Below are 23,674 nucleotides of genomic sequence, written 5' to 3'. Positions count from 1 at the left end.
AAGAACCAAAAAAAGCAGAGTCCGAAAGGGCTCTGCTTTTGTTTTTACGTTTTGCTTATAATCACTTGCCTATAAGCCCATGATTATAAACAGTCTTATTTGCCCTGCGCTTTACTGATCGCGGCCTGCAATTCTTCGGCAGAGACAGCGCCCGGCAGCACGGTGGTGTTGCTTGCGCTAGCGCCGTTCACTGGCATCACGATGAAGCCCGGTGTGCCTTGGAAGCCCAACGCTTTTGCCAGCTCGTCATTTTTAGCCAGCGCCGCGTGAGTTTCCTGACGGTGTGCGTCGCTTGGCAACGCGCCGTGCACTTTCTCGACCACGGAAGAAATATCGGCGTCGGTCAGCTTACCTTCGTCATGACCCGTGGCGTAAATGCCGTTGTGGTAATCCAGATAAGCCTGCGCGCCTTTCTGTTTCCAAATAGACAAACCGGTTTCAGCGGCAGTAATCGACGCTTTCCAGCGATCGCCGAAGATTGGCCACTCTTTAAAGATGAAACGGACGTTTGGATTGGATTTCACCGTTTGCGCGACCACGGGTGCCATGTGGCTACAGTACATGCACTGATAGTCGAAGAATTCAACGAAGGCGACTTTGGCGTCTTTCGGGCCGTAAGAAGGGGTATCTTTGTCCTGCAAAAGCGCCGGCGCGTTGGCGAGTACGGCGGTTAACGCCTCAGATGCCTGCTGCTGTTGCTGCTGTGCCTGCAACTTTTGACTCGCCTGCACCAGCACTTCCGGATGCGCGATGATGTAGTCAGAAGCAATCTTGCCGATTGCCGCCTGCTGCGCATCGGTGAAGGTGGCGCTGCTGTCTGCGGCAGAAGCCAGGCCCGGCGCGGCAATCAGCGCGGCCAGCAGGGTCATCATGTGACGTTTCATAAAAATTCCTTTGAGTATGAGACTAAATATTCACAAATATAAAACAGTTGAGTGACATAAAAACTAAAGGATTACGTCCTCGCGTGCAGCGTTAAATTGTGAGCTTTTATTAATCCTGCCATGCCAATAAAAAAAAACCACGCGCAATGACGTGGTTTTATGATGCAAATCATCTGAATTTCAACTAATTACTTAATGCCAGCAATCATTAGAACGGTTTAGCAACCGACGTTTATTAACGATTTATATTACTGCGTATTTAAAAGTTACCCGCGATTATTTTCTGCGCGTCGACCATCGCCTGCTGCTTGCCGAGTAATCCCGTCATCATCGCATTATATTGCGTAACCTGCTGCTGGGTCGGGAACTGCACGCTGCCATTGGCGAACGCAACCTGATTGCCTTGCTGACCCAGGAAATCGCCGACGCCAATAATGTCTTGCGTAAAGCTCGCCAGTGCCGGAACCACCGGAATTAGCGCGTTGGCGGGCTGCGTCACATCCTGTGCGTAAACGCGATTATAAACAGCTTTCAAATCGTCCGGCTGCTTAAGCGCGGCCTGCGCCGTATCGGCGGTCGCTTTGGCGGTCTGAATTTGCTGTGCCAGCGTAGTCAAGGTGCCGGAAGCCTGCTCCAACGCGGCTTTCTGCTGCAGATAATCCTGCGGAACGCGGATCTGGGCGATAGTATTGACCGCCGGGGAAAGACTGTTATCCACCGACTGTTTCAGCTGACGCGAGAAGGTCAGGATGATGGTGTAATCGTTGGCATAATTGCCAAATTTCTGTTTCTGATCTTCGCTCAGCGTCGGCAGATTTTGCCCGCTGCGAATCACCGTATTTTGTAAATAATCGATGAATGCTTTCCGTTGATCCGGCTCTTTATCGCCACAGGCGGTGAGTTGGAAAACCACCAGTAACGCCAATACAGGCGCTAGCCAGCGCGCGAAGGTCCTGCTCCTGATCCCTACAGCCATGTCCTGACTCCTGATTCAATATTCTTAATAAGTTTTTCTACCCCGAGAAGAGCTTAGTAGAATAGAACATCCTGTGTACTTAGGATACAGCAAAGAGAACCGCCAAATTTCGCGGAACCCTTTCCTACTGTCACAAGACCAAGATCGGAGTGTTCTTCATTAATAGTGACAACCACGATTTTTCTGGCAGCGGGCAACATTGCCCGCTGCGTTTTATCGCCGAAGGCGATCGATTTATTTTTTGAAAATTGGGCGGATCAAAAAAGGGTCAGGCCGATCGCCAAACCCTTTATTTTGCCTAAAAAGCCGACGTTTTTAGTGCTATAAATCGGCAAGTGCCTGTTTAAAATCAGCAAGAAGATCTTCAGTGTCTTCAATACCGATACTAATTCTTACCAGCCCGTCGGTAATCCCGCTTTCAAGACGGATTTTTTCCGACACCGCGCTGTGCGTGGTGGTCGCCGGATGACAGGCCAGAGAATCCGTGTCGCCCAGCGAAACCGCCTGCGTCACCAGCGTGAGATTATCGAGAAAATGCCGCGCCGCCTCTTTGCCGCCCTTCAATTCCACCGCCATAATGCCGCCAAACAGCTTCATTTGCTGACGCGCCACCTCATAACCCGCGTGGGTCTTGAGTCCCGGATAGAACACCTCGGCGATCGCCGGATGGCTCTCAAGATATTCGGCAATTTTTTGTGCACTAATTGAGCACGCTTCAACGCGCAAGGGCAGGGTTTTCAGCCCACGGGTCATCAGCGCGGCTTCGAACGGGCTAAGGCAGCCGCCAAACTGCTTGAGACATAGCGTACGAATCGGATCGATCAGTTCACGACGTCCCGCGACCACGCCGCCGGTGGCATCGCCGTGACCGCTGATATATTTGGTTGCCGAATGCAGTACCACATCGATACCCAATGCCAAAGGTCGAGTGAGATACGGCGTTGCGAAGGTGTTATCGACCACGCTAACCGCGCCGGCTTCACGCGATAACCGCGCGACCTCCTGCAACGAGACGATGCCCATTACCGGATTGGCTGGCGTTTCGACAAACACCATTTTTGTTTTGTCGGTAAACGCCTCTTTTAAGGTATCGAGATCGGCGACAAACACGGGTTTAATGCCGTAACGCGGCAGCAAATTACGAATAACGCCTTCCGTGCCGCCATACAGCGCGCCGATGTGGATCACTTCGTCGCCGGATTTAAGCAGCGCAAACAGCGTGGCACTGACCGCCGCCATGCCGCTGGCGCAGGCAACGGCCGTTTCGGCGGCTTCGAGCACCGCCATTCTTTCTTCAAACGCCGTCACGGTCGGATTGCCAAAACGACTATACATATAGCCCAGATCTTCGCCGCTGAATCGCCGCGCGCCGCTGTCGAAATCGCCGTAAGAGAAGGAAGAGGTCGCGACGATCGGCGTTGAAATCGCCCCGCTTTGCGCGTCTGGACGCTGCCCGCCGTGCACCGCCAGCGTACGCATACCTAATGCCGATGAGTTATCTGGTTTTTTCATAAGAAAGTCCTGCTTATATTTTTTTATAGGGGTCTTTCTTAAGGGTAGCAGGCAAAAAAAAACCGGCTCAGGCGCGAAGCCGGAACCGGTTTTTTGATGTCATTACGACATTCGGCAAGACATTACTGCAATACGGAAATATCCGCGACTTGCAGGAACAGCTCGCGCAGCTTGCTGAGCAACGTCAAACGGTTGATACGCACCGCCTCGTCTTCCGCCATCACCATCACGCCGTCAAAGAAGGCGTCGACCGGCTCGCGCAGCGCAGCGAGTTCAACCAGCGCTTCCTGATATTGGCCCGCAGCAAACAGCGGCTCCAGCTTGTCACGCAGCACCACCAGATGGGTCGCGAGTTTAACCTCGGACGGCTCTTTCAGCACGGAAGCGTGAACCTGGTCGTACAAGGCTTCTTTCGACTTAGCCAGAATGTTGGAGACGCGCTTGTTCGCCGCCGCCAGCGTGGCCGCCGCGTCGAGAGTACGGAAATAACTCACGGCCTTAACGCGGGCGTCGAAATCGGCAGGCTTGGTTGGACGACGCGCCAGCACGGCTTGAATGGTATCAACCGCGTGACCTTCTTCCTGATACCAGGCGCGGAAACGTCCGAGCATGAAATCAACCACGTCATCGACCACTTTCTCGTTGGTCAGCTTGTCGCCATACAAACGCACGGCTTCTTCCGTCAGCGTTTGCAGATCCAGCGGCAGGTTTTTCTCGACGATAATACGCAGCGCGCCCAACGCAGCACGACGCAGCGCAAACGGGTCTTTGTCGCCTTTTGGATGTTGACCGATACCGAAAATACCGGCCAGCGTGTCCATCTTGTCGGCGATAGCCAGCGCGCAGGCTACCTGTGACTCTGGCAGCTGATCGCCCGCAAAGCGCGGTTGGTACTGTTCGTTCAGCGCAACCGCAACTTCTTCGGCTTCGCCGTCATGACGAGCGTAGTGCATGCCCATCACGCCCTGCGTGTCGGTGAACTCGAACACCATGTTGGTCATCAGGTCGCATTTTGACAGCAGACCCGCGCGCTTGGCGTTCTCGACGTTAGCGCCGATCTGTTCTGCAATCCAGCCAGCCAGCGCCTGAATACGATCGGTTTTGTCGCGCAGCGTGCCCAATTGCTTCTGGAACAGCACGGTTTCGAGGCGCGGCAGGTTATCTTCAAGACGTTTCTTGCGATCGGTATTAAAGAAGAACTCGGCATCGGCCAGACGCGGACGCACGACCTTTTCGTTACCGGAAATAATCTGCTGCGGATCTTTCGATTCGACATTGGCAACGAAAATGAAGTTTGGCAGCAGCTTGCCCGCGGCGTCGTACACCGGGAAATATTTCTGGTCGCCTTTCATGGTGTAAACCAGCGCTTCTGCCGGTACAGCCAGGAATTTTTCTTCAAATTTGGCAGTCAATACCACCGGCCATTCCACCAGCGAGGTGACCTCTTCCAGCAGGCTTTCGCTCAGGTCGGCGATACCGCCAATCTCGGCGGCAGCTTGCTCGGCGCCCTGCTTGATAGCGGCTTTACGCTGCTCGTAATCGGCAATGACCTTGCCACGTTCCAGCAAGATTTGCGGATACTGATCGGCGTTGTCGATAGTAAATTCCGGCTCGCCCATAAAGCGGTGACCGCGAATAGTGCGCGCAGCGTCAATACCGAGAATTTTAGCAGGGATCAGTTCGTCGCCCAGCAAAATGGTCACGGTGTGAACCGGACGCACAAACTGCACGTCGGAATCGCCCCAGCGCATCAGTTTCGGGATTGGCAGCTTTTGAAGTGAGGTCGCAATCATCGCAGGCAGCAGCGTTTGCGCGCTCTCGCCTTTCAAATGTGCGCGATACACCAGCCATTCGCCTTTATCACCCACCAGACGATCGGCTTGATCGACGGTGATCCCGCAGCCACGCGCCCAGCCTTCGGCCGCTTTGGTCGCTTTGCCTTCAGCGTCGAACGCCTGAGCAATCGCCGGGCCACGCTTTTCAACTTCGCGATCGGCCTGCGCCGCGCTGAGGTTGGCAATTTTTACCGCCAGACGGCGCGGTGCTGCAAACCATTCAACCGCGCCGTGCGCCAGATTGGCAGCGTCAAGCTCGGCCGTCAGATTGGCGGCAAAAGATTCGGCAAGGCTACGCAGCGCCTTTGGTGGCAGCTCTTCCGTGCCGATTTCCACCAGAAATGTTTTTTCAGTCATCACTGTTTCTCACTTCTCGTTCTTTTTGCACATCGGGAAGCCCAGCGCCTCGCGGGACGCGTAATAAGCTTCGGCGACCCCTTTGGTCAGGGTGCGGATGCGCAGAATGTAGCGCTGACGCTCGGTCACGGAGATAGCTTTACGCGCATCGAGCAGGTTAAAGCAGTGGGCCGCTTTCAAAATTCGCTCGTAGGCAGGCAGCGCCAGCGGATTCTCCAGAGCCAGCAGCTTTTGCGCTTCTTTCTCGTGCTGCTCAAAGCTGTGGAACAGGAATTCGACGTCGGCGTGTTCGAAGTTATAGGTGGATTGCTCCACTTCGTTCTGATGGAACACGTCGCCGTAGGTGGTTTTACCCAGCGGACCGTCGCTCCACACCAGATCGTAAACGCTGTCGACGCCCTGAATGTACATCGCCAGACGCTCGAGACCGTAGGTGATTTCGCCGGTTACCGGCTTGCATTCAAGGCCGCCAACCTGCTGGAAATAGGTGAACTGCGTGACTTCCATGCCGTTCAGCCACACTTCCCAGCCGAGGCCCCAGGCACCCAGCGTCGGGTTTTCCCAGTTATCTTCAACGAAGCGAATGTCGTGAATGGTTGGATCCAGACCCAGCTCCACCAGCGAGCCGAGGTACAGCTCCTGAATGTTGTCCGGCGAAGGTTTGATCATCACCTGGAACTGATAATAGTGCTGCAGGCGGTTCGGGTTTTCACCGTAGCGGCCGTCGGTTGGACGACGGGAAGGCTGCACGTAGGCAGCCGCAAACGGCTCGGGGCCCAGCGCGCGCAGGCTGGTCATCGGGTGGGAAGTTCCCGCGCCGACTTCCATATCCAATGGCTGCACGATAGTGCAACCCTGTTGTGCCCAGTAATCCTGAAGCGTCAGGATCAGGCCCTGAAAGGTCTTGGTATCAAACTTTTGCATGTTGGTTTCGCACGCGAGACAAGTGAGTTTATAAAGGGTCGATAGTATACCCGCTGCACGGAAGATAATCAGCTATCAGTTGGGATATCTGCTATTTGCAGGATCCTCCGCGTGTCGTTAAAAAGCGCGCCACCTTTGCCACAAAATAGCGCACGGCAATAATGCACCTGCCTGCTGGTCGCGCATTTTCGCTATTTTCGCGTGTGTTTTCGAGTGTTCCACTGCCTGCCAGCGCCCATTTTCGGGCCGAAAGTCAGACTGGCATCAAGATTGCTAGCTTCCTAACAATAACCTTGTTAAGGAGGCACGCTATGTCTACCGATCATCTTCAGTCCAGCGCTCACGTTCACCCTCACTCTGAGGGTAACCCCAACTATCGCTATCGCATTTTCGCGATGGTGTTTTTTATCGCCCTGATTAACTACATCGATCGCGGTGCGCTTTCGTTTGCCGCCAACGATATTGCCGCCGAATTCAATTTCAGCAAGGTACAACTCGGCGCGGTGCTTGGCTATTTTGGATTTGGTTATTTATTCGGATCGCTTTGCGGTGGCGTGCTCGCCGATAGAATCGGTACCAAAAAGGTCTGGATGATGGCGGGCGGACTGTGGTCGGTGCTGGAAATTGCCACCGCCTGGGCCGGAGATGTGGGCGTGGCGCTGTTTGGCGGCTCCGCTATCATGGGCTTTGCCGCGCTGCGCATTCTGTTTGGCTTCTCGGAAGGTCCGGCTTACGCGTTGATGAATAAGACGATTGCGCATTGGGCACCGCGTAAAGAGCGCGGATTTTCGCTGGGTATCGGGCTGTTGAGCACGCAGGTCGGCGCTATGCTGACCGCGCCGATTGCTGTCGGACTGCTGCTGCTCACGCACGACTGGCGCACCATGTTTATCGTGCTCGGCGTAGTTTCACTGCTGGCGATTGGCATTTTCGCCCGTTCGTTTACCGATACGCCTGCCAAGCATCCGAAAGTCAGTCCGGCAGAATTAGCGAAAATCAGTGAAGGCGTAGTGAAAGAGAACAGCGGCACGCCTCAACCGTGGTGGCGTTTCTTTACCAACCGCACGCTGGTGCTCAACGCGCTGGGCTATTTTTCTTTCCTGTATGTGACTTTCGTTTTGGTCACCTGGAGTCCGAAATATCTGCAAGACACGTTCCATTACGACCTGCATTCGCTGTGGTATGTCGCGATGATCCCTTGGACCGGTGCCTGCATTACCGTGCTGCTGGGCGGCAAAATTGCCGACACGCTGCTGCGTAAAACCGGCAATTTGCGTCTCGCGCGCAACGTCTTTGCCGCCGTCACGCTGCTGCTGACCGCGACCTGTTTCGTGCTGATCCCCTATGCGCATTCCGCCGCGCAAATCATCCTGTTGATGACTTTGGGCAACGCGCTTAACGCCTTGGTAAACAACGTTTATTGGTCGGTCGTCATCGACGTTTCGCCAAAAGCCTCGGTCGGCACCTACAGCGGCATGACGCTGGCGATCGCCAACATTGCCTCGATTTTGGCCCCGACGTTGAGTGGTTATCTGGCGCAATATCAGGGCTACGGCGCAATGTTTACCGCCACGGCGGCGGTGTCGTTTTGCAGCATGCTGTGCATGATTTTGCTGCAGCCTGAAAAGCCGATGTCAGCAGAACGCGTTTCTCAAACGGGTTCGATTGCGTTGGCCGATAAATAATGGTGCTCGGCCTATAAATGGCCGATAACGCTCAGGCTCGTGGTATCAGGGATTTCGTTATAAGAAAGCACGTTAAGACCGGAGGCAAAAAGGCTGGCGTAGCGCGACAACAATGGGCGCAGCTGTGGCGTCACCAATAACACCGGCGTTTTGCCCAGCGCTTTCATTTGCGAATAAATAAGCGGCATGTTGATTTGCAGTTGGTTCAGGATATTCGGATCAACGGAAAAACTGTCGAGCGAAATTTTTGCCGCCTGCTGTGACTGATTTAGCGCGCCCAGCAGAATATTTTCCAGCGCATCGGCCAAGGTATACACGGCTAAATCGGACGCTTCGCCGTTGATTGCATTAACAATGGCGTGGCGTAAGGCATAACGCACGTCGGCGACCAGCAGGAACGGATCCTTGGTGGTCGCCGAAGTTTCAAGCAGCGTTGACGCTATGGTTACAATATCTTTTAATGAAACCTGCTCGGTCAGTAGCTGTCGATAAACGCGTAAAAGCTGGCTGAAATTCAGGCTGGCATTCAAATCTTCGGCCAACTTCGGCGACAGCTGAGACAGCCGAATATTTAAATGCGTAATATCGTCGTAATTAAACAGCTCAGCCAATTTTTGACGCGCCACTTTATTCACGTGCGTCGCCACCACGCTGGCACAGTCGACCACCTGATAACCTAATCCCAACGCTTTAGCCTTATTTTCTGCACTTATCCACGTTACCGCCAGTCCATAAGAGGGGTCGGTATCCATGATGCCGTCTATTTCGCCATACAGTTCGGCCGAGGGGATTGCCATCATTTTATCGGCATAGACTTCGCCGACGGCAATTCTTACCGCGTTGATGTAGATTGAATATTGTGCAGGTTTAAGGCGGAAATTTTCACGGATCCGAATTTCGGGTAATAATATTCCGCAGCTTTCCGAAATAACCTGCCGCACGCCTTTCACGCGATGGGTGAGCGGACTGCCTTGCTGGCTATCGAGTAACGTCACCAGCTTATAGCCTAAGTTTAGGCCGATAGGTTCAACGCGGGGAATAGAGCCCCAGTCCACCGAGGGCATATTTTCTGCTGCCATCGACTGGCTTATTAATTCAATTTCTTCGTCGGGCTGGGCTTGCTGAACTTTCTTTGCTTGCCGCCACGCTGCGAAAACTAATAGCGCGGTAAAACATAAAAAGACCAGGTGAGGCATGCCCGGCACCACGGCCAGTACAAACATGACCAACGCGGCGGTATAAAGCACGGCGGGTTTTGCCAGCAGCTGATGCTTTATTTCATCCGACATGTCCCCGCCGTCACTGACGCGGGTTACGATAATTGCGGCCGCGGTCGCCAGCAAGAGAGACGGTATTTGCGCGACGAGTCCATCACCGATGGTTAATAATACGTACTGCTGAAAGGCCTGACCGGCGCTGAGGTCATATTTGAAAATGCCGATACAGATCCCGCCAATCACGTTGATTAACAGAATCATGATTCCGGCAACCGCATCGCCGCGAATAAATTTAGATGCGCCGTCCATCGCGCCATAAAAATCGGCTTCGCTGCTGACTTCTTTACGGCGTATTCTCGCCTGCTCCTGATTAATCAGTCCGGCATTCATGTCAGCGTCAATCGCCATCTGTTTGCCGGGTAAAGCATCTAACGTAAAGCGCGCAGAGACTTCCGAAATACGCTCGGCCCCTTTAGTCACTACCACGAAATTTATTGTTGCGTCGGTTCCTCAAAAAAATCGTCGTGAAATCGTCGCTGCGTTAGATGATTCAGCAGAAAATCACAGTCGCGATTTCACGGTTATCGACTGGGACACGCTTTCGCCTAGCCAAAACAGCGATGCGTCATATTTACCCCTTTCCCCCGCGATAATTATGCATGACTCATCTGATTCAAGGGTTGAAAGCGTGGGGAGTAAAGTTAACGCGGCCAGCCTCGCTGAAGCTGCGCAGGTGGACGCATCAAAAGCGGAAATGGACGAACTCTCGCGCGCTATTTTAAAAATTACCGCCGACAGCCATGCGCAGGCCAATCTGCAAATCGAGATAGTCCCTCAAGGCGTGCGAATAAATATCAAAGACGATCAGCATCGCGAAATGTTCCCGCGCAGCAGTGCCCAACTCGGCTCTTTCTTTACCGATTTACTCAAGAAAATCGCCCCGACCTTGAATAAATTAGACAACAAAATCGTGATCACCGGCCATACCGACAGCACGCGTTTTCAGGATCAGCGGCTTTACAATAACTGGAAACTTTCTGGCGACCGTGCCGTCGTGGCGCAGCAAACGCTGTTGGCAAACGGACTCAGCGAAGAGAAAATTTTGCAGGTCAGCGCGATGGCGGACAACATGTTGCTCAACCCTACCATGCCCAAAGCCGCAGAAAATCGTCGCATCGAAATTCTGGTATTGACGCATTCCGCTTCAGACAGCCTATACCAGTTCTTTGGCAAACAGGGCGTGAACGTCATCGCGCCCGGCAACGCTGCACCGAGTCATTTAACGCCTAGCCCTTAATCTGTAGACCAGACCCCAATCTGTAAACCAGCCCTAATCTGTAAACAAGCCCTTAATCTGTAAACAAATAGCGTAGATTTTCTTTCACTCTTCCAGCAAGCCTCGCAAGTTGATAAAGCAGGGCTTGCCGGAGGTTGAAGAGGGGTTAAGATAGCCGTCATCACTTCAAAAAATCCTGAGAAAAAATGATGCGTTGCAATTGGGTATCCGGCGATTCGCTTTATATGGACTATCACGATAATGAGTGGGGCGTGCCGGTAAAAGATGGGCGTGAGCTGTTTGAATTACTGTGTCTCGAAGGCCAGCAGGCGGGACTGTCGTGGATTACGGTATTAAAAAAACGCGAAAATTATCGTCGCTGCTTTCATCAGTTTGATCCTGAGAAAATTGCCAGCATGACCGAGCAGGATGTCGATGAGCTGGTGCTTGATAGCGGCATTATTCGCCATCGCGGCAAAATCAACGCCATTATTGGCAATGCCAAAGCGTGGTTAGCCATGCAGGCCAACGGCGAAGATTTTTCTACTTTTGTCTGGCAGTTTGTCGAGCATAATCCAGTGATCAATCACCCCGAAGGGCCTGCCGATGTTCCTGCCAAAACTGAAATCTCCGATGCTCTGTCGAAAGCGCTGAAAAAACGCGGCTTCAAATTTATCGGCTCCACTATTTGTTACGCCTTTATGCAGGCTAGCGGCATGGTGAACGATCATCAGACTTACTGCCAATGCTACCCGCAAAAACAGACGGCTTAAGTGTTCTGAGTAAGGCGATTTACTGGTTTGGATGAACCGGCAAACCGCCTTAACGTCACATTTCTATCTTAAATCAGAGCCAATCAAGCCAGACGTTTTTGGAGCCGATATCCATATCTTTGACTCGCCCATCGTCAAAAAACGGCTTATCGTTCGAGAGGTGATTGTCGCAGACGATGGCATGAATGTTTAAAGTGGCGAATGAAGCCCCCTCGTGCGTGAAACTGGCATGGGAGGTGTTGGTTTCAGTTTTAACGGAATAATAGCGGGTTGGCGTTCTCTCTCCGGCTACCCTGAAACAGACTCTGATCGCGGGTTTTGACGGCTCTTCATGCTGATCGGCGAGTTTTACCTCCACCGTGTATTTTGCACCTGACACGCCCAATTGGACATAATTGTAACGCAGCTGTGTTATCTCATATTGCAGGTCATTTTGTATTGCAGGGGCTTTAAACGACTGCGTTTTACTCACATATTTATTAAATGACCAGTTTACCAGCGTGATATCCACGGTCAGCGCCTGATCGGCAAACGCCGGTTTATCCAGCGTCAAAAATTGCCCGGTTGCCTTGGGCAACGCGTTGCCGTTGAGTTTCCACTGATAGTGCGGCATGTATTGCGCCGATTCATTGCCGTCATACACGAGATCAATACCGACCTTTTCGCCGACTTTAAACGTGCCGGTAAAGGCGTGGCTTTTGATGCGCGGGATGGCGTCGATAAAAAATATTTCAGTCTCGTCGCGGGCTGATTTATTGCTGCTTGCCTGCGCCGTAACCTGGTCATTGAAATCCTTATATTTTTTAGACGCTTGTACGGCGACCGTTGCTCTCCCTTGCTGGTCGGTTAAGGTCTCGTTTTCATCAAAAATCACCAAGTTCAGCGCGCTGCTCCAACGCACCACTTCGCCAACAACCGGCTTGTCGAGCGCATTCTTCACCGTCGCCGTCAGTATTACGGGCTCTCCGGCAATCAATAATTCGCTTTTATGGCTATTCAGTTGCAGTGAAGCCGCCACCGCCGGTTGCACATAGCCCTGAGACGATGATGACTTCACCTCGCCTTCCATTCCGTCACTGTTGCGAGGCGTGACGGTGAAACTTACCGAGGTACCGATATCTTCCCGGGTCAGCAGGTAGCTTTTTTGCGTTGCTCCGGCGATAGGCGTTTTATTGCCTTTCGCATGTCGCATCCACTGAATTGTGCTTCCTGACTCGGCAGCGCCGCCGTGAGCCGCATAAACATAACTTGCGGCGACCGTGTAGCCGACCTCAAGACGATCTTTTTTGACCTCCAATAATCCGGCGGAAGGAGGGATAAAAATCATAAGCGAGCTGGATTGCACGAGCTTGCCCTTGAGACCGCTTGCGCTGACAGGCGTAACTTCGGCATAGACGCTATGTTTAAGATCAGCAGGTTGCAGCAGATAAGTCGCGCCTTTCCCAATCAGGGTCGCGCCCGCTTTACCCTGCGGCGTTTTAAACCATTTAATGTCTGTCGTCGTTTCCGCGCCGCCGCCACGACCGTCGTACTCATAGCTTAAGGTCAGCGTCTGGCCGACTTTTGGCGTGCCCGTGAGCTGAAGATTGCGGGCTACCGGCAGGCCAATAATCGGCGCAGTCAGTTCGGACTTTTGCAGCGTTCCGGCCATGCCCGCCACATTTTTTGGAATGACCTCAACCCAGATTTGCGCGCCTACGTCTGCGGCATTGAGCCGATAGGTTTTTTGACTCGATTGATAAATACCTTCGATTTTATCGCCGATGCGGCTGAACCAGTGAATCGACGACTCTTTCTCTTTGCCCGTGCCGTTCTCCATAAATTGATACGTGACGGTCAGCCGCTCGCCTTGAATGAGTTTTCCGCTAATCGCCACGTTTTTGACTTCGGGCACGCCTTTGAACAACACATCTTTACTTCGGATCACGCCTGCTGCCGTTGCCGTGATGAGATGTTTTCCGGCTACGACAGAGGTAATTTGCACTTCAGCTTTGCCCTCTTTGTTGGTTAACGAGGTCGCACTGCTAAATGTCACGTTAGGTGAAGACCAGCTAATCTGTTTTTCTGACAACGGGTTATCAAACACATCTTTGGCTATAACGCTAAAAGTCAGCGCGCTGCGTCCGTCAGCCTCGGGCTGTTTGTCTTCAGCGGAGAGGTACAGATTATAAATCGGTCCAGAAGTGACAGTGACGTTAAAGGTGACAGCCTCGGGTGAGGCAAAAATTTCCGTCGCGGCCTGCGAAACCGTAATTTTTGCGCTTCCCTTGGCAAGAAACGTTAATTCACCGCCGTCGCCAGACGCCGCGACCATTGCCGTATTTGGATTGTCAGAACTCAACTGCAACGGACCGCCGTTACCGCCTTTAACCAAAAATTTTGTTTTTGGCTTATCCGGGGCAAATTCGCCGACGATATCTTCAAGCGCTTCAAGCAGCGGAGATGCCTGACGCAAAAGTTTGAGCGTGATGCTGGCGTTTTGCGTTTCACCTTTCACGGCGGCGGTGATCGTCCAGCTTTCGGACGTAGCAACATTAGTTGGAATATCAAACGAATAGACGCTCACCCCGTGCAAATCCGTAGCGGATTCGGCAACGATTTTTCCGTTCGCGGACCAGATAATCGTTGAGGCGATGCCCTCTCCCTCTTCATCGGTGACGTTAACGGTAAAGTCCATTTTCCCGCTGCCGATCACCACCTCGGTTTGCGGCGAGGTAAGAGTGACGGCTTTGGGCTGGCTAAATCGCGCCTTTAACTCTTTTTTGCTAACACGGTTTATACTGGCGCGGTTTTGACTGGCGCGCTCGTTTAAGCCATGGGCAGACGTTGCCGCAAAAGTTGCCGGCTCATCAAGACTGGCTGTCAGCGTCGCCGCGCCCTCCTGTTGAATATTGTTGTAATGCACGCTGGCGTAACCCTGCGCGTCACTGAGTGAGGTTTGCTGACTTAGCGAACCGAGCGCGTCCGATTGCTCACGCCAATGCACGGTAACGTTGGCAATTGGCGCGCTATTTTCATCAACGACTCGCACCTTCGCTTCGATACTGCCAAGCGTGCCCTGCGGAAATTTAATGCTTTTATCCGCCTGCTCGACGCCATTGACCGGCAGCAAAAACAGCTCCTGCAAGGTGGTAGTCGGCGCGGCAATTTCGGCCTGCTCGGCGACCCCTTTTATTCCTGCGGCATTCACAGGAATCACCTGAAATATCAGGCGATGATCGAGGTCCGCATTCGTCAGCGTGTAATCGGCCACGTGACTGATCGCCGTCGACAGATCGTCGCTACGATACCAGCTGATTTCCGAGCCTTCGGGATGTTCGTCGGCCCCTTCGTGGGTGACGAAATCATAATGACCGCTGATCACGCTGCCCACTTTTGCCTCGCCGGAAATGCTGACGTTTTGGGCAGAAGGTGCGACGTCGGCGGGCAAAATTTCGAGACTGTAGCGCGCCGTGCCAATCGGCACCTGTGAATCTGCACGCGCGAATTCATAGGCCGAGATCTGCACGTTGCCGTGTTTCAGGGGTTTCACCCTGCCGCTTGCGGGATCGATTTCTGCCAGCAGCGGATTACTTGAGGCGTAAGAGATATTGCCGCCGTTGCCGCCTTTTACGGCGTTGATGTACTCGCCGCCGAGGGCTTTGACCGAGGCTTCAAGCGGATCAAAGTAGATACGCTGGAGTTTGTTTTGCTGCTTGTAGGCCAGCACAATATTGTTGTTGCGAGTCACAAAATCGTGGCGTGAGTGCATCAGCGAGGTCAGCGCGCTGGCCTGCGAAGGGTCCATTTGCTGCGTGAAGCTGCGGCCGAAATCCCAGTTGAAGCTTAATCCGGCGTTCCATTCCCCTTTCTGGTCGCTTATCTGGCTGTGCTTGACGTTAAAACCGACTAAAGAAACCGGCTGCCAGTTTACACCCAAGGTGAGGCCATACGGATTGCGCGACGCGTCGTTTCGCGTGCCGAGCACGTCAACCTTATCGCCGTACCATTGAAAGAAGGTCGCTTCTGCCGAAGTGTGCTGGCTCAGGCCGGATTTGAGGTTGAGATCCCAACCTTTCGCCGCGCGCTCATAGAGTTGAAAACGAAAAGTATCGTCGTTAAACATATCATCGTGCGATTTTTTCCAGCCACTTAAAGGCTGGTAATAATTGACCGCCGTGCGCAGCTGCTCATTCCATATTTCAATACCGCTGCCAATTCGGCTGTGATGGCGTGTGGCATCGAGATCCAGAAAAACATTGCCGCCCAATATAAATTCGGCGGTTATATTTTTTCGATACCCAAAGCCTAAATTTATTATATTCCGCTCATTCCAACGCTGCGTGCCGAGTTGAGAAAATAGCGTTGAAGAAGGGTTTTCGCGCCACGGATATAAATAGTCCAGCCCATAATTCCATTGCGATTCGTTTAGCCCGCTTTCAATATTGACTTTCGCCTTGCCGCCGCTTCCCGTTAACCAATTTTCAATTTGTGAGGAAGCGGAATTATTAATCAGCGTTTGTCCCTGCTGTTTTGCCGTGCCTGCCAATCCGCTGTCCTGAATTTGTGGCGCCAACTCGTTGAACAAGCTGCCCATTTTATTTTGTTGAACAACTTCGGGCTGCTTTTCCGTTATTTCATTAGACGCCGCTGAAGGAGTTAAAAAATCCTGAACGTGGTTTTGTGGCGTTTTTTCAACCGTGCTCGGCAAAGACCAGACCGGAAAGCTAATTAACAACAGAGAGAGTAGTGGGGGAAATAATAATGTTAGCGCACTTATTTTTTTAATAAATAGGTTATCCGCTGATAAAAGCCTTCGATTTCCATGTGCCATTGCAATCGTCCTGAATATTCAAACAATGAAAGGGAGTAAATAGAACAACGCGCTCATTTTTATGGAAACAAAAAAGAGATTTATAAAAAGAGAGTGATAAGCATTAATTTATGACCATTAATTTATAAACAATTATTTGTAAAAAACTCTTGGCGCCTTGATAGTTATTTATACCTGACATGACTATTAGAAAGATATAACGGAACGCATATTAAGCATTACATTAAATAAATTAAAACACTTAGACTGTCTGTTATTCAGTTTTTAATATAAAGATGAACAAGCAGATTTATCTGAGTGATTAATAGCGTCTTTTCTCGCATAAAGAGCGCAGGTGATTAACCCACGTATTGACGAATCTTTGGGACACCTGTCGAGGAAATAAATCGATGGGTAAAGAGTAATAAAAGGAAGCATAAAAATGAATAAACGTATTTTAGTGGTTGCCGGCACCCTTTGCCTCACACTCGGCCTGTCAGCCTGTACCACCAATCCTTACACCGGCGAATCGCAGGCCGGTAAATCTGGCATTGGCGCGGGTGTCGGCGCAGCTCTGGGCGCGGGCGTTGGCATGCTCTCTTCTTCGAAGAAAGATCGCGGCAAAGGCGCGCTGATTGGCGCAGCGGCGGGCGCGGCATTGGGCGGCGGCGCGGGTTATTACATGGACGTGCAGGAAGCCAAGCTGCGTGACAAAATGAAAGGCACGGGCGTCAGCGTGACCCGTCAGGGCGAAAATATCGTGCTGAATATGCCAAACAATGTGACCTTCGACAGCAGCAGCAGCACGCTCAAACCGGCGGGTGCCAACACCTTGACCGGCGTGGCGATGGTCCTGAAAGAGTATCCGAAAACTGCCGTCAATATTGTCGGTTACACTGACAGCACCGGCAGCCAGGCGCTGAATCTGCGTCTTTCCCAGCAGCGTGCCGACGGCGTAGGCAGCGCGTTGATTACGCAGGGCGTTGACGGTTCACGTATTCGCACCACGGGCGCAGGTCCGGCGAATCCAATCGCTTCAAACAGCACCGAAGAAGGCAAGGCGCAGAACCGCCGCGTAGAAATCACCCTCAGCCCTATTCAATAACTTTTTATTGAGTAACTGCTGATTCAATAACTATTGATTCCATAACTGCTGATTCAATAACTGCTGTAATCCTCTAACCGGCAAGAGATTGCCGGTTTCTTCCTGCATCAAATTCTGCCTGCCCTGATCTAATACAGTGTGCTAGTCTCCTTTTTAACAACTTTTCCAACCATCGCAATCGGTTGGCGATCATTAAAGGAGACCGACCGTGAGCAGGTCCAAGACATTTTCAACACCTACTCCGCGTGCCACCATCAGGGACGTGGCCAGCGCCGCCAAAACCGGAAAGACCAGCGTTTCGCGTTATCTCAATGGCGAACAGCATCTGCTTTCCGACGCGCTGAAAGAGCGAATCGAAAGGGCCATCGCGCTACTCGAGTATCAGCCAAGCCAAATGGCGCGCTCTTTAAAAAGTGGCGAAACGCGTCTTATTGGGTTGATCATCGCCGATATTACTAATCCTTACTCTGTCGAAGTGATGCGCGGCGTTGAGGCAGCCTGTCGTCAGCAAGGGTTGACGCTGTTGGTCTGCAACACCAACAACGAATTTGATCAGGAGAAACACTATCTTCAGCTGCTCGGCAGTTATCGGGTTGACGGGATTGTAGTGAACGCCGTCGGCATGCGCGAAGAGGCGATTTCTTCCCTTCAGCAATCGCAAATGCCGATGGTGCTTATCGATCGTAAAGTGGCGAATTTCTCCTGCGACGTGATTGGCCTTGATAACGCCGAAGCGACTACCGAAGTGACCCAACACCTGTTGCAGCAAGGCTTTGAGGCGATTTTGTTCCTCAGCGAACCTGTCACCATCAATACGCGTCTCGACCGTCTGCACACGTTCCTTAAACAGATGCAGAAAACGCCGCACAAGTTTGCCGAACAGGGCGAAGTCGAACTCGAAGATGAGCAAGGGCTGGAAAAACTGTTACTGGATTTTGCCGCGCAGTATCCCGATAAACGCCGCGCTGTGATTTCGGTTAATGGCGCGCTGACGCTGGTGATTGCCCGTGCGATGCGTCGAATTGGCATGGTGTGGGGAAAAGATATCGGCCTGCTGGGCTTTGATGACCTCGAATGGGCCGAATTGGCGGGCGTGGGCATTACGACGCTTAGACAACCAACGTATGACATGGGATTTGCCGCGCTCGGCCAACTGGTGAAACGTATTCACGGAAGTGATGAGCCAATCCGCGAACATTCGTTTTCTGGCGAGCTGATTATCCGTGGCTCAACCCAATCTGCTTAATCTTCCTCTGGAAACGATACGCTAAAATCGTGACCTCGATCTCGTTCTAACCCACGAGATCGTGTTTTCCTGTGTTCGACCTTTATCTTGGGACCGGTTCCAGTTAACGTAATGTTAACAGAAACTACGCCTCTCGCGAAAATTGACCTACCTTTAACTATCGGGTTTCGCGCACTATTTCGCTTCCCGACAGGGCTTAACAACGTCGACGCATCAAGGAAAATTGGCATGAGCACTTCAAATAACGTGGCAGAAATCGTGATTGTAACCGCCGCTTATGGCTATCAGGCGGTCAAGGATTTGGGCGGCCAGTCTGCGCTCCTTACACACATTGCCGAAGCAGGCGCGGACGGCGTTGAAATTCGTCGCGAGCTGTTTGCCGACGGCGAGATTGAACGGCTTGAAACCTTAGGCCAGGAAATTCGTCAACACGGGCTGTTTGCCTTCTATTCCGTGCCTGAATCGCTGTTTTTGGCAAAAGGTGAGGTCAATCCTTCGCTGGCCGATTTTCTGGCCGAGGCCGAACGTCTACAGGCCAAAAAGCTGAAAATTGCGCTGGGAGCCTTTGTGCCGGGCGAAGATTTAACGGCGTTGAAAGTGTTGCTGAAACAGCACGCCGTCGAGCTGGTCGTTGAAAATGACCAAACCCCTGACGGCGGAATTCTGCATCCAATGAACGCCTTTTTCTACGCCGCAGAAGCGCTGCACCTGCCGGTCGCCATGACGTTTGATATGGCAAACTGGCTGTGGGTCGGTCAGGACGCGCTGGAAGCCGCCAATACGCTGCGTGAACACGTTAGCTATGTCCATGTAAAAGCGGCAGAATCTCGCGACGGAAAATTCCACGCCGTGGCGCTCGATGACAGCGACGGCAGCTGGAAACCCGTGCTCGCGGCCTTGCCAAACACGGCTCCGCGCGGCATTGAGTTCCCGTTGGAAGGCGATGACCTTACCGCCGTTACCCGTCATTACGTTGATTTGCTGCGTGCCGTGTAGTCAGCAACGAATCACTTATTTTTAAATGAATCTATTATTTTTCAAGGAAGTCGGGTAATTCGCCAGGAAGCGACAGGGACTGAATAATAATCAGGGGGCAAGATGAGCCGTTTTTTACCCGTTGAATGCCAACAAAAAATAAGCCTGACGGCGCGAAATCCGTCGATTTGTTCTGACAAGGAGCCTGAAAATGAGCAAGGTTAAATTGGCCGCCAAACGTTGGTGGTTCATTATGCCGATCATTTTTATCTCCTACAGTCTGGCATACGTCGACCGTTCCAACTTCAGCTTCGCGTCCGCTGCCGGTATTAATGACGATCTTGGTATTACCAAGGGCATGTCATCACTGCTTGGCGCGTTGTTTTTCCTCGGCTATTTCTTCTTCCAGATCCCCGGCACCATTTATGCCGAGCGCCGCAGCGTTAAAAAGCTGGTCTTCTGGTGCCTGGTATTATGGGGAGCCTTTGCCTCCTTAACCGGCATTGTCAGCAGTATTCCGCTGCTCGCGGTGATCCGCTTTATGCTGGGAATCGTCGAGGCGGCGGTAATGCCCGCGCTGCTGGTGTACATCAGCAACTGGTTTACCCAATCCGAACGTTCACGCGCCAATACCTTTTTGATTCTGGGTAATCCCGTGACCGTGCTGTGGATGTCAGTGCTGTCGGGTTATCTGATTCACGCCTTTGGCTGGCGCGAGATGTTTATCTTCGAGGGCATTCCGGCGGTAATCTGGGCGGTTTTCTGGTGGTTTCTGGTCAAAGACAAGCCCGAGCAGGTTAACTGGCTTAATCAAGACGAGAAAAAAGCGCTGGCCGATGCACTGGCCGACGAGCAGAAGAATATCAAGGCCGTTAAAAATTACGGTCAGGCGTTCCGTTCGCGTAACGTGATTATTCTGTGCATTCAGTACTTTACCTGGAGCATTGGCGTCTACGGTTTCGTGCTGTGGCTGCCGTCGATTCTGCGTGCCGGAAAATCAATGGGCATGGTCGAAGCGGGCTGGCTCTCGTCGGCGCCCTATCTCGCGGCAACGATCGCCATGATTTTGGCCTCGTGGGCCTCCGATAAAATGCAAAACCGTAAGCTGTTTATCTGGCCGCTGCTGCTGATTGGCGCGATTGCCTTCTTTGGTTCGTGGGCGGTAGGTCAGCATAACTTCTGGATTTCCTACAGTCTGCTGGTGATTGCCGGTGCGGCGATGTATGCCCCTTATGGTCCGTTCTTCGCCATTATCCCTGAAATGTTGCCGAAAAACGTCGCCGGTGGCGCGATGGCATTGATCAACAGCCTTGGCGCGTTGGGCTCATTTTTCGGTTCGTGGTTTGTGGGATATCTGAACGGCAGCACGGGAAATGCCGCCGCGTCGTTTATCTTCATGGCCGTCTCTCTGCTGCTGTCGGTTATCTTGACCTTGATGGTTAAACCCGAAAAAACAGCGGAACCGCTTGAGGCTCATTAGAATAGTCTCTATTTTAATCAATGAATTGTCTTACTGAACAAACAGTCTACTAATCGTTAGCTTGATGGAGTAAGTAATGAAGCCGTCTATCGTTCTCTACAAAAAAATCGCAGCCGATCTGCATGAACGTCTTGAGCAGCACTACAAGGTCGTTGAATTCAATGGAATTAATGACGCCAACCGCGCTCAGGTATTCGAAGCCTTGAAAGAGGCGGAAGGATTGCTGGGGTCCGGCGGCGCAATTAATAAAGAGTTACTGAGCCACGCGCCCCGCCTGCGCGGCGTTTCCACGGCGTCGGCCGGTTTCGACAGTTTTGACGTCGAAGAGATGAGCCGTCGTGGCATTCCAATGTTTAACGCGCCTGCCGCGTTGACCGATACCGTCGCCGACCTGGTGTTTGCGCTGGTGCTGGCAACCTCTCGCCGCGTGGTCGAACTCTCAAACCTCACCAAGCAGGGTGAATGGGACGGCAATGCGCCAACCGACTGGTTTGGCCTTGATGTGCATCACAAAACGCTCGGCATCGTGGGCATGGGCCGTATCGGCCTGGCCGTCGCCCAGCGCGCGCACCTCGGCTTTGATATGCCGATACTTTACAACGCCCGCAGCCAGCATAAAGAAGCTGAAGAGCGTTTCAACGCGCGTAAATGTTCGCTCGACCAGCTGCTGGAAGAGTCTGATTTCGTTGTTATTATTCTGCCGTTGAGCGACCAGACCTTCCACATTATTGGCAAAGAGCAGTTAGCCAAGATGAAATCGACCGGCATCTTGATAAGCGCAGGCCGTGGTCCGGTTATCGACGAGCAGGCGCTGATTGAAGCCCTGCAAGACGGCACGATTTATGGCGCAGGTCTCGACGTTTATGAAAAAGAGCCGATGCCTAAAGATTCTGGCCTGCTCAAACTGCCAAACGTGGTGACCTTGCCGCACATTGGCTCGGCAACCGCGCAAACTCGCTACGACATGGACGAGCTGGCGGTCGAAAACCTGATTACTGCCTTGTCAGGTGAGAGCAACGAGTTCTGTGTCAATGCAAAAGACCTGAAGAAATCCTGATTTTTTTGCTGAGAACTGTGATTTTTTCCTGATTTTATTGTGATATCGACTGATATTAAAGAAAATTGCGTGGCGCGTTGCTTATACAAAGGCACGTGCCGCGCGCTTCCTTCCCGCTTTCCTCGTTCTCTCTTCGTTCTCTCCTCGAAACCTCATTAGTTATCTCCGCCGATTGCACAGCCGCGACGCAGGCGTTAAGGTGGGCGTCACATTTTGATAACACGCAAAAAAAGCTATGACGTTCTCTGTATTCGGTGAAAAATTTACCCGTTTTTCCGGCATAACTCGCCTGATGGGCGACATGAATGACGGTTTGCGTACCCCGGGCGCTGTGATGCTGGGTGGCGGAAATCCGGCGCAAATTCCTGAGATGCAGGAATATTTCCAAACTCTGCTGGCCGATATGCTGGCGGAAGGCAAGCTGACGGAAGCGCTGTGCAATTACGACGGTCCGCAGGGCAAAGACGTGCTGCGCCACGCGCTCGCCAAAATGCTGAGCGAAGAGCAGGGCTGGGAGCTGACCGCCGATAATATCGCGCTGACCAACGGCAGCCAGAGCGCGTTTTTCTACCTGTTCAACCTGTTTGCGGGCCGCCGCAGCGACGGCACCTTGAGCAAAGTGCTCTTCCCGCTGGCACCGGAATATCTGGGCTACGCCGATGCGGGCGTCGACGAAGATCTGTTTGTTTCGGCCAAACCAAACATCGAGCTGCTGCCTGAAGGCCAGTTTAAATATCACGTCGATTTTGATCACTTAACGATTGGCGACGATATCGGGCTGATTTGCGTGTCGCGTCCGACCAATCCGACCGGTAACGTGCTGACCGATGAAGAGCTGATTCGCCTCGACGGTTTGGCGCAGCAGCACGACATTCCGCTGCTTATCGACAACGCTTACGGCGTACCATTCCCGGGCATCGTGTTTACCGACGCCACGCCGCTGTGGAATCCAAATATTATTCTGTGCATGAGCCTTTCCAAGCTCGGCCTGCCCGGTTCGCGCTGCGGCATCGTGGTGGCCGATGAGAAATACATCAAGGCTATCAGCAACATGAACGGGATTATCAGCCTCTCTCCGGGCAGCGTCGGCCCGGCGATGGCCAATGAAATGATTGCCCGCGGCGACCTGCTCAGGCTGTCGCAAGAGGTTATTCGTCCGTTTTATTATCAGCGCGTGCAGGAAACTATCGCCACGCTGCGCCGTTATCTGCCGGAAGAACGTTGCCTGATCCACAAACCTGAGGGCGCGATTTTCCTGTGGCTGTGGTTCAAGGATCTGCCGATTACCACGGAAGTGCTGTATCAGCGCCTGAAAAAACGCGGCGTGTTGATGGTGCCGGGCGACTATTTCTTCCCGGGGCTTGAGCATCCGTGGGCGCACACGCAGCAGTGTATGCGCATGAATTACGTGCCTGAAGCCAGTGAAATCGAACGCGGCGTGAAGATTCTTGCCGAAGAGATTGAGCTTGCCCATCAAGAGCATCGCGTCGCCTAAAACAGCGGGTGAGAGATGAAAAAAAACCGGAAGGCCAGTAACAGCAGGCGCTTCCGGTTTTTTATTGCCGTTTAAAACGACGTAG

General features: G+C 52.5%; 15 protein-coding genes and 1 pseudogene. 9 read left to right on the top strand and 7 right to left on the bottom strand.

The features are described from left to right. Positions 1-95: 95 nt before the first annotated feature. The 5 genes from SC206_RS08210 to glyQ form a co-directional block, all read right to left on the bottom strand. Positions 96-884, bottom strand: a complete 789-nt coding sequence (locus SC206_RS08210; RefSeq protein WP_332736009.1) for a DsbA family protein — start codon at positions 882-884, stop codon at positions 96-98. 259 nt (positions 885-1,143) lie between these two features. Continuing rightward, complete coding sequence (locus SC206_RS08205; protein ID WP_332736007.1) at positions 1,144-1,860, bottom strand: DUF3053 domain-containing protein; 717 nt, start codon at positions 1,858-1,860, stop codon at positions 1,144-1,146. Positions 1,861-2,181: 321 nt separating this feature from the next. Continuing rightward, complete coding sequence (locus tag SC206_RS08200; RefSeq protein WP_332736005.1) at positions 2,182-3,372, bottom strand: trans-sulfuration enzyme family protein; 1,191 nt, start codon at positions 3,370-3,372, stop codon at positions 2,182-2,184. Between the two features lie 122 nt (positions 3,373-3,494). Then, complete coding sequence (glyS, locus tag SC206_RS08195) at positions 3,495-5,564, bottom strand: glycine--tRNA ligase subunit beta (protein WP_332736003.1); 2,070 nt, start codon at positions 5,562-5,564, stop codon at positions 3,495-3,497. A gap of 9 nt (positions 5,565-5,573) precedes the next feature. After that, on the bottom strand, positions 5,574-6,488 hold the full coding sequence (glyQ, locus tag SC206_RS08190; RefSeq protein ID WP_332736001.1) for a glycine--tRNA ligase subunit alpha: 915 nt from the start codon (positions 6,486-6,488) through the stop codon (positions 5,574-5,576). Positions 6,489-6,799: 311 nt separating this feature from the next. Here glyQ and SC206_RS08185 point away from each other — a divergent pair, with 311 nt between their 5' ends. Further along, entirely contained in the window at positions 6,800-8,173 is a 1,374-nt protein-coding gene (locus tag SC206_RS08185; protein ID WP_332735999.1) for an MFS transporter, read from the top strand. Between the two features lie 11 nt (positions 8,174-8,184). On the opposite strand, the pseudogene SC206_RS08180 reads toward SC206_RS08185, so the two are convergent. Then, a pseudogene (locus SC206_RS08180) lies at positions 8,185-9,885 on the bottom strand (flagellar biosynthesis protein FlhA); the annotation flags it as partial. A 193-nt stretch (positions 9,886-10,078) separates the two neighbouring features. On the opposite strand from SC206_RS08180, the gene SC206_RS08175 reads away from it, so the two are divergent. Next, entirely contained in the window at positions 10,079-10,687 is a 609-nt protein-coding gene (locus SC206_RS08175) for an OmpA family protein (RefSeq protein ID WP_332735998.1), read from the top strand. A gap of 185 nt (positions 10,688-10,872) precedes the next feature. Further along, positions 10,873-11,439: a DNA-3-methyladenine glycosylase I gene (locus SC206_RS08170; RefSeq protein ID WP_332735996.1), complete on the top strand. Its 567-nt coding sequence runs from the start codon at positions 10,873-10,875 to the stop codon at positions 11,437-11,439. A gap of 73 nt (positions 11,440-11,512) precedes the next feature. Here SC206_RS08170 and SC206_RS08165 read toward each other — a convergent pair whose 3' ends face one another. Continuing rightward, positions 11,513-16,015 carry an inverse autotransporter beta domain-containing protein gene (locus tag SC206_RS08165; protein WP_332735994.1) on the bottom strand — a complete coding sequence of 1,501 codons (4,503 nt, stop codon included), beginning with the start codon at positions 16,013-16,015 and terminating at the stop codon, positions 11,513-11,515. 658 nt (positions 16,016-16,673) lie between these two features. Here SC206_RS08165 and SC206_RS08160 point away from each other — a divergent pair. From SC206_RS08160 to SC206_RS08135, 6 genes are all read left to right on the top strand, one after another. After that, the gene (locus SC206_RS08160) at positions 16,674-17,336 is read left to right on the top strand and encodes an OmpA family lipoprotein (protein ID WP_332735992.1); all 663 of its coding nucleotides are present in this window, start codon (positions 16,674-16,676) and stop codon (positions 17,334-17,336) included. Between the two features lie 208 nt (positions 17,337-17,544). Next, complete coding sequence (locus SC206_RS08155) at positions 17,545-18,582, top strand: LacI family DNA-binding transcriptional regulator (RefSeq protein ID WP_332735990.1); 1,038 nt, start codon at positions 17,545-17,547, stop codon at positions 18,580-18,582. A gap of 228 nt (positions 18,583-18,810) precedes the next feature. After that, complete coding sequence (locus SC206_RS08150) at positions 18,811-19,578, top strand: sugar phosphate isomerase/epimerase family protein (RefSeq protein ID WP_332735988.1); 768 nt, start codon at positions 18,811-18,813, stop codon at positions 19,576-19,578. A gap of 190 nt (positions 19,579-19,768) precedes the next feature. After that, a complete protein-coding gene (locus SC206_RS08145; protein ID WP_332735986.1) occupies positions 19,769-21,037 on the top strand; it encodes an MFS transporter in 1,269 nt (422 codons plus the stop codon). Between the two features lie 76 nt (positions 21,038-21,113). Next, positions 21,114-22,094 (top strand): glyoxylate/hydroxypyruvate reductase GhrB, encoded by a 981-nt coding sequence (gene ghrB, locus SC206_RS08140; protein WP_332735984.1) that lies wholly within the window; start codon positions 21,114-21,116, stop codon positions 22,092-22,094. 235 nt (positions 22,095-22,329) lie between these two features. Continuing rightward, positions 22,330-23,589, top strand: a complete 1,260-nt coding sequence (locus SC206_RS08135; protein ID WP_332735982.1) for a valine--pyruvate transaminase — start codon at positions 22,330-22,332, stop codon at positions 23,587-23,589. The last annotated feature ends 85 nt before the right edge of the window (positions 23,590-23,674 follow it).

The sequence above is a fragment of the Rouxiella sp. T17 genome (assembly GCF_036663475.1).
In the GTDB taxonomy this organism is placed as follows: domain Bacteria; phylum Pseudomonadota; class Gammaproteobacteria; order Enterobacterales; family Enterobacteriaceae; genus Rouxiella.
This window is presented reverse-complemented; position numbering and strand designations above follow the sequence as displayed.

What these genes read in the sequence shown, in the direction of transcription:
- SC206_RS08210 (WP_332736009.1), bottom strand. Translation starts at nt 884, where the DNA reads ATGAAACGTCACATGATGACCCTGCTGGCCGCGCTGATTGCCGCGCCG.
- SC206_RS08205 (WP_332736007.1), bottom strand. Translation starts at nt 1,860, where the DNA reads ATGGCTGTAGGGATCAGGAGCAGGACCTTCGCGCGCTGGCTAGCGCCT.
- SC206_RS08200 (WP_332736005.1), bottom strand. Translation starts at nt 3,372, where the DNA reads ATGAAAAAACCAGATAACTCATCGGCATTAGGTATGCGTACGCTGGCG.
- glyS (WP_332736003.1), bottom strand. Translation starts at nt 5,564, where the DNA reads ATGACTGAAAAAACATTTCTGGTGGAAATCGGCACGGAAGAGCTGCCA.
- glyQ (WP_332736001.1), bottom strand. Translation starts at nt 6,488, where the DNA reads ATGCAAAAGTTTGATACCAAGACCTTTCAGGGCCTGATCCTGACGCTT.
- SC206_RS08185 (WP_332735999.1), top strand. Translation starts at nt 6,800, where the DNA reads ATGTCTACCGATCATCTTCAGTCCAGCGCTCACGTTCACCCTCACTCT.
- SC206_RS08170 (WP_332735996.1), top strand. Translation starts at nt 10,873, where the DNA reads ATGATGCGTTGCAATTGGGTATCCGGCGATTCGCTTTATATGGACTAT.
- SC206_RS08165 (WP_332735994.1), bottom strand. Translation starts at nt 16,015, where the DNA reads ATGGGCAGCTTGTTCAACGAGTTGGCGCCACAAATTCAGGACAGCGGA.
- SC206_RS08160 (WP_332735992.1), top strand. Translation starts at nt 16,674, where the DNA reads ATGAATAAACGTATTTTAGTGGTTGCCGGCACCCTTTGCCTCACACTC.
- SC206_RS08150 (WP_332735988.1), top strand. Translation starts at nt 18,811, where the DNA reads ATGAGCACTTCAAATAACGTGGCAGAAATCGTGATTGTAACCGCCGCT.
- SC206_RS08145 (WP_332735986.1), top strand. Translation starts at nt 19,769, where the DNA reads ATGAGCAAGGTTAAATTGGCCGCCAAACGTTGGTGGTTCATTATGCCG.
- ghrB (WP_332735984.1), top strand. Translation starts at nt 21,114, where the DNA reads ATGAAGCCGTCTATCGTTCTCTACAAAAAAATCGCAGCCGATCTGCAT.
- SC206_RS08135 (WP_332735982.1), top strand. Translation starts at nt 22,330, where the DNA reads ATGACGTTCTCTGTATTCGGTGAAAAATTTACCCGTTTTTCCGGCATA.